This window comes from Desulfovibrio subterraneus, from assembly GCF_013340285.1.
Classification (GTDB): domain Bacteria; phylum Desulfobacterota; class Desulfovibrionia; order Desulfovibrionales; family Desulfovibrionaceae; genus Halodesulfovibrio; species Halodesulfovibrio subterraneus.
The window spans coordinates 1,505,212-1,519,591 of sequence record NZ_BLVO01000013.1; the positions used below are offsets into that span (position 1 = coordinate 1,505,212).

Annotated in this window: 13 protein-coding genes; 9 read left to right on the forward strand and 4 right to left on the reverse strand. The window is 57.3% G+C overall.

Going from position 1 to position 14,380, the window contains the following annotated elements:
• Positions 1-149 precede the first annotated feature (149 nt).
• Both HUV30_RS13895 and nth read right to left on the reverse strand, forming a co-directional pair.
• A complete protein-coding gene (locus tag HUV30_RS13895) occupies positions 150-992 on the reverse strand; it encodes a ribonuclease H-like domain-containing protein (RefSeq protein WP_174406018.1) in 843 nt (280 codons plus the stop codon).
• A gap of 9 nt (positions 993-1,001) precedes the next feature.
• On the reverse strand, positions 1,002-1,733 hold the full coding sequence (nth, locus tag HUV30_RS13900; RefSeq protein WP_174406019.1) for an endonuclease III: 732 nt from the start codon (positions 1,731-1,733) through the stop codon (positions 1,002-1,004).
• Positions 1,734-2,018: 285 nt separating this feature from the next.
• Here nth and cutA point away from each other — a divergent pair, with 285 nt between their 5' ends.
• On the forward strand, positions 2,019-2,357 hold the full coding sequence (gene cutA, locus HUV30_RS13905; protein WP_174406020.1) for a divalent-cation tolerance protein CutA: 339 nt from the start codon (positions 2,019-2,021) through the stop codon (positions 2,355-2,357).
• 51 nt (positions 2,358-2,408) lie between these two features.
• Positions 2,409-3,335, forward strand: a complete 927-nt coding sequence (locus HUV30_RS13910; RefSeq protein WP_174406021.1) for a carbohydrate kinase family protein — start codon at positions 2,409-2,411, stop codon at positions 3,333-3,335.
• Between the two features lie 313 nt (positions 3,336-3,648).
• Here the strand turns inward: HUV30_RS13910 and HUV30_RS13915 are convergent, their stop codons facing one another.
• Positions 3,649-4,182, reverse strand: a complete 534-nt coding sequence (locus tag HUV30_RS13915; RefSeq protein ID WP_174406022.1) for a hypothetical protein — start codon at positions 4,180-4,182, stop codon at positions 3,649-3,651.
• A 346-nt stretch (positions 4,183-4,528) separates the two neighbouring features.
• Positions 4,529-4,729: a heavy-metal-associated domain-containing protein gene (locus tag HUV30_RS13920; protein ID WP_174406023.1), complete on the reverse strand. Its 201-nt coding sequence runs from the start codon at positions 4,727-4,729 to the stop codon at positions 4,529-4,531.
• 225 nt (positions 4,730-4,954) lie between these two features.
• On the opposite strand from HUV30_RS13920, the gene HUV30_RS13925 reads away from it, so the two are divergent.
• The 7 genes from HUV30_RS13925 to HUV30_RS13955 all read left to right on the forward strand — a co-directional run bounded on the left by HUV30_RS13925 (position 4,955) and on the right by HUV30_RS13955 (position 14,351).
• Positions 4,955-5,221, forward strand: a complete 267-nt coding sequence (locus tag HUV30_RS13925) for a hypothetical protein (RefSeq protein WP_174406024.1) — start codon at positions 4,955-4,957, stop codon at positions 5,219-5,221.
• A 215-nt stretch (positions 5,222-5,436) separates the two neighbouring features.
• A complete protein-coding gene (gene miaB, locus HUV30_RS13930; protein ID WP_174406025.1) occupies positions 5,437-6,795 on the forward strand; it encodes a tRNA (N6-isopentenyl adenosine(37)-C2)-methylthiotransferase MiaB in 1,359 nt (452 codons plus the stop codon).
• The gene (locus HUV30_RS13935) at positions 6,789-7,385 is read left to right on the forward strand and encodes a bifunctional nuclease family protein (protein ID WP_174406026.1); all 597 of its coding nucleotides are present in this window, start codon (positions 6,789-6,791) and stop codon (positions 7,383-7,385) included. The genes miaB and HUV30_RS13935 overlap by 7 nt, the downstream gene beginning before the upstream one ends.
• Positions 7,386-7,560: 175 nt before the next feature.
• Positions 7,561-8,430 carry a penta-EF hand family protein gene (locus tag HUV30_RS13940; protein WP_174406027.1) on the forward strand — a complete coding sequence of 290 codons (870 nt, stop codon included), beginning with the start codon at positions 7,561-7,563 and terminating at the stop codon, positions 8,428-8,430.
• Positions 8,431-8,562: 132 nt separating this feature from the next.
• Entirely contained in the window at positions 8,563-9,219 is a 657-nt protein-coding gene (locus tag HUV30_RS13945) for a histidinol phosphate phosphatase domain-containing protein (protein WP_174406028.1), read from the forward strand.
• Positions 9,220-9,311: 92 nt separating this feature from the next.
• Complete coding sequence (locus HUV30_RS13950; protein WP_174406029.1) at positions 9,312-10,889, forward strand: adenosine deaminase family protein; 1,578 nt, start codon at positions 9,312-9,314, stop codon at positions 10,887-10,889.
• A gap of 342 nt (positions 10,890-11,231) precedes the next feature.
• A complete protein-coding gene (locus HUV30_RS13955; RefSeq protein ID WP_174406030.1) occupies positions 11,232-14,351 on the forward strand; it encodes an efflux RND transporter permease subunit in 3,120 nt (1,039 codons plus the stop codon).
• The last annotated feature ends 29 nt before the right edge of the window (positions 14,352-14,380 follow it).

Below are 14,380 nucleotides of genomic sequence, written 5' to 3' on the forward strand. Positions count from 1 at the left end.
TTATACTAGCAAACATACTATATTTCGTCGTCCGATGCATCTTCGCGCAATGATATTTCGCAAATGCCGGAAATACGGACCACATACAAGCCATCAAGGCATCTCCGGCGGCAGATGATCCCGTCGCAGCACCCGCCTGTTCTCACAGATTATCCAAAAGACTGCATCTGTCCTGTTACTGTATACAATATCTCACGGGACGCGGCAAACGGATTCTCCGGTACATTGGGTTCCGGCAACCGCTTGAGTGTCGCAAACGGCGTTGCGGCAAGGTGTTCGTTATATGCCCATATGGCCAGAGGCATAAGGTTGAGCACATCTTCAACATTGTAAGCAAGCAGTGTTTCCAGCGCCCGTGCATCCCCCGTGCGGCGGTAATGCCGCCACAACAGCACAGCCAGAAAACCGTCCACGCCTGAAAGATCGCCACGATCAATACCGAGCACTTTTTCAACGTTCTTCAGTCCGCCGGATATTCCGAGCGCCTTGAACACATACCGCAGGTCTATATGCCCGCACTGCAGCGATATGCCGAAGCTCCGTTCAATAAAGGGTACGTCAAAGCATTTGCCGTTGAAGGTTATCAGCAGTTGATACTGTCGTATATCGTCCGCGAATGCTTCAAGATTATCCCCGTGGACATATGTTTTCACATTGGTCCCGTCATACAGCGCAATGGTGGTGATATGTGCCTGCGGCCATGATAGGCCGGTGGTTTCTATGTCCACGCAGGCAACGGAGTCCATGAAGTCAGGCAGCAGCCGCCACTGCTGGTTGGCTGGCATGCGGGTGCCGAACCATGCTGCATCGCGCGAGTCCAGACGCTTGCGGGATTCATCGAGCAGACGGCACATGCCCTCGTGCGAAGGGCGCTTCACCGGCAGGGAAGAAGCATTCAGGGCATCCTGCCACGTGAACACACCGGCATCCCACAGGCGCTGTTCAGAGGCTCCCCCCACACCGTCGAGATGGCAAAACGAAGATTCAAGCATGTATCGGTCCTATTTAGTCGATTTCTTGCGCGGGGTGCGTGGGCGTTTGGCCTTGGCTTCCGATGCACAGGCGACATCACAGGCAGCGTGGCAGGCAGCAGGTCCCACACCGCAGCGCGGGCATATATCCAGCATCTCGCAATGATCACAATCCGGCTTGCGGGCATCGCAGACATGCCTGCCGAACCAGACCATTCGGTGGTTCACATTGCCCCACTCCGCCTCGGGAAAGAGAGGAAGCAGGTCCTTCTCCACCTGTACGGGATCACCGGAACCGGTCAGCCCGAGCCGAAAGGCGATGCGCTTGACGTGGGTGTCCACCGCCATACCCTCGTTGATGCCGAACCCGCCCCAGAGCACCACGTTGGCCGTCTTGCGCGCCAGCCCCGGCAGGGTGACAAGTTCCGCCATGGTGCGCGGCACCTCGCCGCCATATACCGACATGACCCGACCCGCCGCAGCAATAAGGTTCTTTGCCTTGTTGCGGAAGAATCCGGTGGAGTGCACCACCTCTTCCAGCTCCTCCTGCGGGGCCGTGGCCAGTTCCGCCGGTCCCGGCCAGCGCCGGAACAACTCGGGCGTAACCTTGTTCACGCGTTCGTCTGTACACTGCGCGGCGAGCACGGTGGCCACGAGCAAATCCCACGGGGTCTGGTGATCAAGATGCGTCTCAGGCTCGGGATAACGGGCCTTGAGCCGCTCCAGAATCAAAAGGGCGCGCTGTTCTTTTTTCGGCATCATTCGGTATTCCTTGTATCGGTGTTCCTTGCGGCTGATCCGGCCGGGTGGATATACGACATGAGAAGTGCCGGATATGGCACAGCCTTACAGAGAACGCAACAACCGGAGCTTTCTGCGCGATACAGCGGGCATATACATTCATACGCCATACTCTCCTTGCCTGCTGAATTATCAGCAGTATACGGCTGCAACGCCGTTGCCCGCCATGCCATCTTGCTGTATTGCTAATCCACTTTGCAGCGGCAACAGAAATCACTTCTGCAGCCGCAGATCACAGGAGGCACCATGCACCTTCCGCCGGAAGCAACCTTACTGGTATACATGACGGCAGCGAACGATGCCGAAGCACGCAGCATAGGCGCAGCACTTGTGGAAAAGCGGCTTGCCGCCTGTGTGAACATCCTTGGCGGAATCCAGTCCATCTTCCACTGGGACGGCAAGGTACAGGATGAAAAGGAAGTGGCGTTCACGGCCAAGACCACGGTCGGCCGGTTTGATGCGCTCACGACAGAAGTCAAAAGACTGCACAGCTACGAGGTGCCCTGCATCATCGCCCTGCCCATGGCGGGCGGCAGCGCCGAGTTCCTAGACTGGATACGCACGGAAACCGCCGAACAGGGGTAGCCCTGCACCCAAAAAACACCAACCTTTCCCAGCACAGTTCAAGGAGACGCCATGTCCATCTATATTTCCGGCTCCATTGCATACGACCGCATCATGAACTTTCCCGGCAAGTTCTCCGATCATATCCTGCCCGACAAGATCCATATTCTGAACGTATGCTTCCTCATAGACAGGCTGGAAGAAAAGCGTGGCGGCACCGCCGGCAACATTGCATATTCCCTGTCGCTGCTGGGTGAAAAGCCGATCATCCTCTCTGCAGCGGGCAAGGACTTCGACCGTTACGAAGAAGCCCTGCTCAAGGCCGGACTGCCCCTTGAAGGCATTAAGAAGTTCGACGACCTTTTCACCGCCAGCGCCTACATCACCACCGACCAGAACGACAACCAGATCACCGGTTTCAACCCTGGTGCCATGACCAACCGCTGCGGCTACGAATTCAAGCATCTTGATCCGGCAAAGGACATCGCCCTTGTCTCTCCCGGCAACAAGGACGACATGATCGAGCTGCCCCGCGCGTACCGCGCCGCCGGTATCCGCTATATCTTCGATCCCGGCCAGCAGATTCCCGTCTTCAATGCCGAAGAAATGCTGGAATGCATAACCGGTGCCTACATGCTGGTAACCAACGATTACGAACTGGAAATGATCATGAACACCACCGGCTGCACCAAGGCGCAGCTGCTGGAAAAGTGCGACTATATCATCACCACTCTCGGTGAAAACGGCAGCCGCATAGACAACGGCAGCCCCATACAGGTGGGCATTGCACAGCCCGAAGTGGTGCAGGATCCCACCGGTGCAGGCGACGCTTTCCGCGCCGGACTCATCAAGGGTATTGTCGACGGCAAGTCTATTGAAGAAGCCGCCCGCATGGGTGCGGTATGTGCAAGCTACTGCATTGAGCACTACGGTACGCAGGAGCACGTTTTCTCGCAGGAGAGCTTTGCCGCGCGCCATAGCGCCGCTTTCGGCAAGTAGCGTTTTCCAACCGGAAAAATACAAACGCCGCCATGGTTCCGTGGCGGCGTTTTATTGTATCCGGTGCTTTCCGTAGTCCGACCGGCAGCGCGTCTTCAACTATGTCTGTTTTGAGGCTGCCACACCTTCCATACCTGTTATGCCGTTTGTACCTGCTACGCCAGTCACACCAGTCACCCAAGCCTTTCCGGCGCAACGACTGCGTATCCATGGCAGGCACCCTCAGCGTATCCCCGGATACCATAGTGCCTTCGGCATTCATTCCAGCGACATACCGGTTTCCCCTACCGATGTGTCGCGCAGGGCAAACCGGCTATTCGGAGCTCTGCTCCTCAAGCATGGCCAGCTCGGATTGCAGCGATGCCAGTTCTATTCTCTTGGCATCCAACTCTTCCTTGGCTTCCTCGTCATTATTTGTCTTTGACTGCAGTTTGGTAATCTCCTCCTGCAGCTTTTCAATTTTCTCCTGCAGGTTCTCGATGGTGTCCTCATCGCTGTCGGATGATTCTTCCGTTTCACCCGTGCCTGCTGCGCCCGTGCCTGCTGCAGCCGATCCGCTGGAACTGGCAGAATTGGCGGAACTGGTCGACGCAGCCGAACTGGCTGAACCAGAAGCAAAAGCAACCTGCGTCATATCATCCGTATCGCCCGTATCACCAGGCGAGGTTGCGGTCACAGCATCGGATGATTCTTCCGACAGCACGGAACCCAGCTGCGTCATGAGTGCTCCCTGCTGTTCCGAGGTCAGCTCGTCCACAGAATCGGCACCATATTCCTCAAGCTTTTTGGCCAGCAATTCCCGAGCTTCATCCGAGATGCTGACCGTATCGCCACTGCTCTGAGCCATTCCCGCAGATGACTCCTCGGATGTTCCATACGCAGCGGATTTCGTTTTTGCGGTGAACAACTGCGTCTGCCCTGTGCCTGTCAACAGTTCTGAACTGATGGAAACCATATGCACCTCCATGATATGGATCGTTCGTTGTCTGTACTATCGGCAAAAGCAAAGGACAGCCTGCTTTTCAGAACCTCAATAATAGTCAAGAAGCATTATACAACCGGCGTTCCACATTTACGAATGTGAAGAGGATTATAGGGAAGTACCGGTTCCCCGACAAAAATCCGCAGCAACAAAAAAGTGCCGCCGGAACAGATTCCGGCGGCACCTTGCCCGCAAGAGAACGGAAAGCGGACTATTCTTCCACTTCGTATCCGGCCTGCTCAACGGCTTCCTTCAATATGGACATATCCACACAGGCGGTGGGACCATAGGTCACTTCGCCGGTAGCAAGGTTCACGTTTACGGTTTCCACACCATCGACAGTGGAAACAGCCTGAGAGACAGTCGCTGCGCAATCGGGGCTCTGCATGCCCCGCACCTTGAACTTCTTCATGATATCCTCCGGAATACCTAGTTGGTAGGTATGATTTTTACCATCTGTAGCGCGTGTTCCGAATAATTGCCACTGTTTGCACTCCTGCTTCGCTCTGCAGGCCCTGCCCGTATTCTGCGCACGGGGGGCGCATGCGGTCTTGCTTGCGCCCGGGCCGGTAATGCCGTATTGCATAGCCACCTGAAACGGACGGATCAACCGTCCAAATTCACCAACAGGAATACCATGCTCAAACTGGACTTTACCACGACCGGCTATATTATCATGTGTCTTATCTGGTCCCTGGCCGGTATCATCGGGGCCGTTATTGCTCATAAAAAGGGGCGCAGCCCGTTTTTCTGGGGCATACTCTGCCTCATCGCTCCCTTGGCGCTCTTTGCCATCGGCGGCATGCGCGCTCCCGGCGAGCCGCTTCCCCCCATATTCCAGCGCGAGAAGGAAGAACTGGAACGCCTTGCCCGCGAACGTGCCGAACAGCAGTCACGCCAGTAAACCACGCCCGAAAGCCATCCGCACTGTGCAGCCCATGGAATAACAACCATATTCTGCACTGCCACATTCACTCCGCAAACGGCGCGTGATACAGGAATACGGGACAGGCAACGCATGCAGAGAGCCTGACCGTATTCCTTGCGCAGAGGCGCCGCAGCCTGCGCCACACACAACTTTCGCAGCGGCACCGCCCATTTCCCAGCACCGAGAATGCCATGATTGAACGTAATTTTCACATAATGACCTTTGGCTGCCAGATGAATTCCAACGATTCCGACTGGCTGAAGCGCTCCCTCATCTCCCGCGGCTTTACGGAAGCAGCCACGCCGGAAGACGCATCTGTCTTCATACTCAACACCTGCTCCGTCCGTGAAAAGCCTGAGCAGAAGGTTTACAGCCTGCTGGGCAGAATCCAGACCATGACCAAGGGCCGCGAAGACATTCTCGTGGCTGTGGGCGGCTGCGTTGCGCAGCAGGTAGGCCGGGGTTTCTTCAACCGCTTCAAACAGGTGCGCCTTGTCTTCGGCACGGACGGCCTTGCTTCGGCCCCACAGGCACTCGACCGGCTTGTGGAGGAAGATCAGCTGCGCATGAGCCTGCTCGACTTTTCCGAGGAATACCCTGAAAAGGATCAGGAATGGTCCGACGGCGTGGTTCCTCCGGCGGGATTCGTCAACATCATGCAGGGCTGCGACAACTTCTGCGCATACTGCATCGTGCCCTACACCCGTGGCAGACAGAAATCGCGCTCCAGCGTTTCCGTGCTGGAAGAATGCCGCACGCTGGTTGCACGCGGCATGCGCGATATCACCCTGCTGGGGCAGAACGTGAACTCCTTCGGGCAGGACGCGCACGGCGACGGCACCTCCTTTGCCGCACTGCTGCATCAGGTGGCCGACATCAAGGGACTGGAACGCCTGCGGTTTGTCACCTCGCACCCCAAGGATATCGCCGACGAAGTCATCGACGCATTCGGCACCCGCGAGAATATCTGCCCGCGTCTGCACCTTCCCATGCAGTCCGGCTCTGACCGCATTCTCAAAAGCATGGGCCGCAAGTACGACATTACCCGCTACCGCGGCATAGTGGACAAACTGCGCCACGCCCGTCCCGACCTGCAGCTGACCACGGACATTATTGTCGGCTTCCCCGGCGAAACCGAAGAAGATTTTCTGCAGACCCTGCGCACGGCGCAGGAAATCGGATTTGCCCAGTCCTTCTCGTTCAATTACTCCGACCGCCCCGGAACCCGCGCGGAAATGCTTGCCGACAAGGTGACCAAAGAGGTCATGCAGGACAGGCTGCAGCGATATCAGGATTGGCAGTCGGAATATACTGAACATATCCTGCAAAGTATGGTAGGAAGGAAACTGGACGTCCTTTTCGAAGGCATGAGCAAAAAGCCCGGCTCCGACAACAATGCAGAGGCATGGCAGGGACGCGACGTGTTCGGCCAGCTGGTGCATGTGACACTGCCCTCCGGCGGCGACATGGCGGGCAAATTCATGCCGGTGACCATCACCGAGGCGAAAAAGCACTCCCTGATCGGAGAAAAGGCTGGTGAACCATGGTAGTGATGCAGGTTGCGGGACTGACCCTGGACGAGCAGACCAAGGCTCCCATTCTTGTACTCAAAAGCGTGCAGGGCAATGACACCCTTCCCATCTGGATAGGCGCCATGGAGGCCATGGCTATTTCCGTGGTCATCAACGCCGTCAGCGTTCCCCGCCCCCTTACCCACGACCTCATGCTCGGCACCATCGGCAAGCTCGGCGCCGAACTGCTGGGGGTGGAAATTGTCGATCTGCGTGAAGGCACCTATTTTGCGGAACTGGATATCCTTTCCGCAGGAACCCGCCACAGGGTAGACAGCCGCCCCTCGGACGGCATTGCCCTTGCGCTTCGCGCCGGAGTTCCCATTCTCGTCCGTCAGAGCGTGCTCGATGCCGCCGCCAGGGATAATCTGCGTCCGTCCGCATCCAAACCCGCCCACCTGATTGAACCTGCCGACGCCGCAGCCGAGATGATGCGCAAGGCAGAGAGCATCCGCGCTGCCCACACAGGGCAGACCGGACAGGAAGGGGAGGAACACGAAGGGCCGGACGAAGAGACCCTCAAGGAACTCCTCAAACATCTTGAGCCTGATACAAAAACCAAGATGTAAGCAGCAACACCAAGCCGGGGCCACCCGGCTTTTATTTTTCCCCATTCTCTTTACAATTCTTATAGTTACCCAACGGTGAGTTAAGCTCCTGCGGCCGCCGCCTTGCACGCCTTGCGCATGACACCGCACAGGGAAAATTCTGCCCTGCGCCAACACGAATAGAGAGGTGTGAGTCATGTCTATTTACGGAGTCAGCGGCAGTTCCTCCGGCAGCATGGCAGATGCGCTTGCCCAGCTGCGCAATGCGATGGAACAGAAGGATACGGGCGAGTTTGCCGCATCATTCATTTCCGGCCATGATACGGACCAAAACGGCCTGCTCAGCATTGAAGAAACCGATTTCAGTAAGGAGCAGTTCAATGCAATTGATGCAGACGGAGACGGCTCTCTTTCTGCGGATGAACTGACCGCCGAGGAGCGGAGAAGGCAGGAAAAGGGGGCCTTCAACATGGGGATGCGCGTTTCTCCCACTGCCGATGAAATTGCGTCTTCCCTCATTTCCCAGCTGGATGGGGATGGTGACGGTTCCCTGAGTCAGGAAGAACTGGGCATGGACAGCGACCAGTTCAGCTCCATCGACAGCGATGGCGACGGAATTCTCTCCTCGGAAGAAATTACCGAGGACCTGCAGGCCCGCATGGATGAGATGCATCAGGCAGCCATGCAGATGGGGGCATCCTCCACCAGTACAACCGAAAGCACAAACGGGGACGCATCGGATGTAGCCGCCGCTTCAGCCTCGGACACGAGTGAGACCGCAGCCTCTGCATCCGGCACTCAGGCATCCTCTTCATCTTCCGAAGAAGAGGAATACGATGAACTGGACCTGAACAAGGACGGTACCGTCAGTTTTGACGAGCTTCGTCAGGCCATGATGAACGGCACATTCAGCGGCACGCTGGACGGTCTGTCGGGCAGCGGCTCTTCAGGTTCAGACAGCGGCAGCTTTGTTTCCGGCTTCATGCGCAGAATGGCCGATCAGGCATATCAGACGCAGATGTCACAGATGGCCAGTTATTCCGACACAGCGGCCGCAGCTGTATGACCCTTGCCCCGCTCCTAATCCACATGGCCTCCGCCTGCAAAGGCGGAGGCCATTGCGTTTGCATCATGCAACGCTCTGGCGTATATCGTTTCTGACCCGTAACCCACGACCCATTACCGGACAGGAACGTTCATGATCGATCTGCACGTGCATACCAATTTCAGCGACGGCAAACACATTCCCGCACACATGCTGCGCCTTGCCAAGCTTGCGGGCTACCGCGCCATTGTCTTCACCGACCACGCCGACGCCAGCAACATGCGCCATATTCTGGAAAACCAGCTGCCCATGGCAAAGACCTATTCCCTGCATGAAGGCATTGACCTGTTCGTAGGGGTTGAGCTCACAAGCGTTCCCCCTGCCCTGATACCGGACACCATTGCGCAAGCCCGCGAACTCGGCGCACAGGTGGTCAGCGTACACGGCCAGACTCTTTCCGATGTGGTGGAAGAAGGTACAAACCTCGCCGCCATTGAAGGCGGAGCAGACATTCTGTGTCATCCCGGCCTCATCACGGAGCAGGAAGCCATGCTCGCGGCAGAAAAGGGCGTGCTGCTGGAACTTTCCACCCGCCCGAGCAACGCCCTGTGCAACGGCCTGCTTGTCAATGTGGCCCGACGGGCAAACGCCAGGATCGTGATCAACAACGACGCGCATCACGGATCGGACTTCATATCTCGCGACAAGCGGCGGGCCATCGCCATTGGCGCAGGCATGACGCCGGATGAATACAAACAGGCAGAAGGAAACAGCCGCGAATTCATCTCGCGGTTGCTCCGGCAATCATAACGGTATATTACGGATTGCATACCCATGTGACATCTGCCGCTGCACCATACGGCAGGCAAACATCATTTCATGTCCCACCGAGGAGTTTTTGCATGATCAGACTGGCTTCACTGATGCTCATGATCATCACCCTGATGAGCCCTGCCATCGCTTCCGGCAAGCAGGCCCTTTCCCAGAACGAAAAGACCACCATCATCTTCTTCGATACCATCCGCGAGAATCCGCCCATGCTGCGCGGCTTTCTTACGGCCATGCCCAAGGGAGCGGACCTTCACGCCCATCTTTCCGGCTCGGTCTATGCGGAAGATTACCTCGAGTGGGCAATGCAGGATAACCGCTGCATAAACACCACCACCTTCGAAATTTCAGCTGCTGCCGGCAAGCCGGAAAAAACGGGCAAAACCGACAAGCCCGTCAAGGCCCCTGCACAGTGCCCCGAAGGCACTGTTCCCGCCGCCACCATGGAAAAGGATACCAAGCTGTATTCCTCTGCCATCAACGCGCTTTCAACCCGCGATGTGCAGTATACTTCGGCCATGTGGGGGCATGATCATTTCTTTGATACCTTCGGCAAGTTCGGTGCGGCCCAGCAGGGACGCGATGCCGACATGCTGGCATCCGTTATCCGCCGCGCAGCCGCCCAGAACATCATGCATCTGGAACTGATGGCCTCCATCTATCCTCCGGAACTCAAGACCATAGCCACCACGGTGGGCTGGAACGGTGATGCGGCAGCAACCCTCGCTGCCCTCCGGCAGGCCGGGCTGTTCAATTCCGTGCCCGCCTCCGTGGAAGCACGCCGCCAGCTGCTTGAAAGAACCCGCCCCCTGCTCACCGAACGTGAAGCAGCCCTCGGCGTTTCGTTCATACAGCAGGTCACCCGCACCCAGACTCCTGCGGTGGTGTTCGCCCAGATTGCCTACAGCTTCGAAATGGTCCGGCAGGACCCCGCCACCATCGCCTTCAACCTTGTGGCCCCCGAAGACAACCCTGTGGCCCTGCGCGACTACTCCCTGCACATGAGCATGATAGACGCCCTCTACGGCCTGCCCGAATATGCAGACACCCCCATCACCCTGCATGCGGGCGAACTGACCATGGGGCTTGTTCCCCCGCGCCACCTCGGTTTCCATATCCGCGAAGCCGTGGAAAAGGGCCATGCCCGCCGCATCGGTCACGGTGTGGACGTGATGTATGAAGATAAGCCCTTCGAGCTGCTGCGCACCATGCAGAGCAAGCGCATTGCGGTAGAGATATGCCTCACCAGCAACGACCGCATTCTGGGCGTTTCCGGCGGCAATCATCCTTTCCCCATCTACCGCCAGTTCGGCGTACCGGTGGTGCTGAACACGGATGACGAGGGGGTTTCCCGCATTGACCTGACCAATGAATACCTGCGTGCCGCCAAGGATTATGACCTCGGCTATACCGAGGTGAAAACCCTGTCGCGCAACAGCCTTGAATACAGCTTTCTGCCGGGACAAAGCCTGTGGGATGATCCTGCCGCCTTTGTCATGACCGGAGCCTGCAAAGACTCGCTCATCGGCCACGAAACAGCCACCTGCAGCAAGCTGCTGAACGAAAGTGAAAAGGCGCGGGCACAGTGGAATCTGGAGATGGCCTTCTCCGACTTTGAAAAGGAAGTGGCGGATTCCATGACCAACCGCTAGTTCCGGACACAACATAAGCGGCACCTCAAGGTGCCGCAGACTGCTGACAATGTCATTTCTGGTATTTTTTGGCTCTGCCGGGCAGAAACCTAACGTTCCTGCACCTCGTATACGCGATGAAAATCCGTTTTTATGCCTCAGTTCCGGCTTAATGTGGATGTGGTTTTACTGAAAACAACAGTTTGTCATTAATCTGCGGCACCTCAGGGTGCCGCATTTTTTATGCCTTCTGACCAAGCAGGTACATCGAACAGCAGACAAGGTTCAAAACACGACAGCTTTACTGTTTTCTCCCGCATGGGTACAGTGAGAGGGTATAACCTATATTCTGCGAGCACCCACATGGACTTCATCCGCTTTTCCATACGCAAGCCTGTTGCGGTTTTCGTCGGCGTAATCCTTGTTGTCATGTTCGGCACCATCGGCCTGCTGAGCATGCCCTACCAGCTCAGCCCCACGGTCACGGAACCTGAAATAACCGTGACAACGGACTGGAGCGGCGCCACGCCCTATGAGGTCGAGCGGGATATCATCGAAGAACAGGAAAAGGTGCTCAAGGGGCTGCCCAACCTTATTACCATGGAATCCACTGCTTCCAGCGGCAGAGGGCAGATCACACTGCGCTTCAAGATAGGCACGGATACGGACAACGCCCTGCTCCGCGTCTCCAACAAGCTCAACGAGGTGCAGAGCTATCCGCTCAACGTGGATAAGCCCATCATCAGCGCCACGGGTGAATCCTCATCGCCTGTCATCTGGCTTGTGCTGAAAACCCTGCCGGATAACCCCAGACCCGCCGAACAGTACCGGACCTTCTTTGAAAACGAGGTGCGGCAGTATCTGGAGCGCGTTGACGGCGTCTCGGATCTGTTCGTCTTCGGTGGCACGGAACGTGAGATGCAGGTCATTGTGAACCCGCGCAAACTGGCAGCCCACAACCTGACCATCACCGACCTCATTACAGTGCTGCGCACGGAAAACGCCAACACCTCGGCAGGCACGCTCGATCTGGGCCGCAGGCAGTACCGCATCCGGACAATCGCGGAATTCAACTCTCCGGAATCCATACTGAACACCGTCATATCCTCCAGCGGAGCACGGCGCATAACCGTGGGGGATGTGGCAGATGCCTCTTACGGCTATGCCAAGCACACCACAGCCATGATGCATAACGGCGAGGGGGGCATTGTCTGCGGTATACGGTCAGAGGCGGGTGCCAACGTCCTGACCATGACGGACAGTGTGGAGGCTGTGGTTAGCGAGCTGAATGCGGGCATTCTGAAAAACAACGGCCTGCGCATGGACTGGTCCTACGACCAGCGCCCCTACATCAACGGCGCCATTGATCTGGTAAAAGAAAACATCATGATCGGCGGGGTGCTGGCCATTGTGGTTCTGCTGGTCTTCCTGCAGTCGGTCACATCCACCGTTGTGGTAGCCGTGGCCATTCCCATAAGCGTGGTAGGCACCTTCATCTTCATGAACGCGCTGGGCCGCAACCTCAACGTGGTGAGCCTTGCGGGTATCTCCTTTGCCGTGGGTATGCTGGTGGACAACGCCATTGTCGTGCTCGAGAATATCGACCGCCACCGCAGCATGGGCAAAACACCCTTCCGCGCCACCTATGACGGCACATCAGAAGTGTGGGGAGCGGTTGTGGCCTCCACCCTCACCACTGTGGCCGTATTCCTGCCCGTGGCCTTCATCGAGGAAGAAGCAGGCCAGCTTTTCAAGGATATAGCCATTGCCGTTACCTGCGCCATAACGCTCAGCCTGTTCGTTTCCGTCTCGGTCATCCCCATGCTGGCCAACCTGTTCTTTTCCATGAGCCGCAAGCGGCCAACGGGCAAAAAACTCTTTCCCTTCGTGGATGCTCTCGGCAAGCGCATTGCCGATGCCTTCATGTCGCTGGTACGGCTTGCCATAAGAAACACCGTTACACGGCTTGCCACCATTGCGCTGCTCACCGCGGTTTCCGTCTTCATCACCTGGGCGGCCTTTCCCAAGATGGAATACCTGCCGCAGGGCAACCGCAACCTCGTGCTGAACATCCTCATACCGCCTCCGGGCCTTTCGTATGAGGAACGCAAAGACATAGGCGACTATATCCAGAGCACCTACCGTCCGCTTTATACCTCGGATACGGACGTGAACGGATTACCGCCCATAGACGCCCTGTTCTATGTGGGTGCGGCCGACTTCATGCTCTTTGGCACCACATCCAAGGTGGAAGACCGCGCAGGTGAATACATTCCGGAATTCACCCGCACCATACGCTCCATTCCCGGCATGTACGGCGTTTCCATGCAGGCGGGCATATTTCAGGACAACATCGGCAAGGGCCGCACCATTGAAGTGGACCTTTCCGCAGGCGACATCGACAAACTGGTCGGCGGGGCGGGCGCACTCTTCGGCACGCTCATGCAGGCCATTCCCGGTGCCCAGATACGCCCTGTTCCCTCGCTGGAACTGCTTTTTCCCGAAGTTCGCCTGCACCCCGAGCGCGACCGGCTGAAGGCGGCGGGGCTCACCTCTTCCGAACTGGGCATAGCGGTTGACGTGCTCATGGACGGCCGCAAGATAGGTGACTTCAACGAAGAAGGAAAAAAGAAGATAGATCTGGTGGTCAAGGCGGATGACCGCGACGTGCTCTCGCCCGAAGATCTGTACCACTCGCTGGTGGCCACGCCCACCGGCATACCTGTTCCCGTGTCTTCGCTTGCGGCATTGGAGCGCACCAACGGCATTACGCAGATACGCCACCTTGAACGCCAGCGTACCATCACCCTGCAGGTCACACCGCCCCAGAGCATGCCTCTGGAACAGGCTATGGATATCATCCGTGACGATACCATTCCCAAGCTGCAGCAGGGACCGCTTGCCGGAATCACCTACCGTCTTTCAGGCGCTGCGGACAAGCTGACCCAGACCCGGCAGGCACTGCAATGGAACTTCCTGCTCGCCGTGGCCATTACCTACCTGCTCATGGCTGCGCTGTTCGAGAACTTCATTTATCCGCTGATCATCCTGTTCACGGTTCCGCTCGCCTCCGCAGGGGGAATTCTGGGACTGAAGCTTGAGAACCTGTTCATTGCCCAGCAGCCCATGGATATTCTGACCATGCTCGGCTTCATCATTCTCATCGGGGTGGTGGTGAACAACGCCATCCTCATTGTGCATCAGGCGCTGAACAACATCCGCGAGGGTGGCATGCAGCACAGGGAGGCCGTGCTGGAATCAGTGCGCACAAGGTTGCGCCCCATCTACATGAGCGCGACAACCTCAGTCTTCGGCATGCTGCCCCTTGCCGTTGCTCCCGGGCCCGGTTCAGAACTCTACCGGGGACTCGGTTCCGTGGTGCTGGGCGGGCTTGCCCTTTCCACCATTTTCACGGTCTTCGTCATTCCCGCACTGCTGCTCTTTGTCATTGGCATGGAGAAACCCGCCTCTTCCGACGACTGAGAATACAGACAGCCGCTCCCTCACCGACA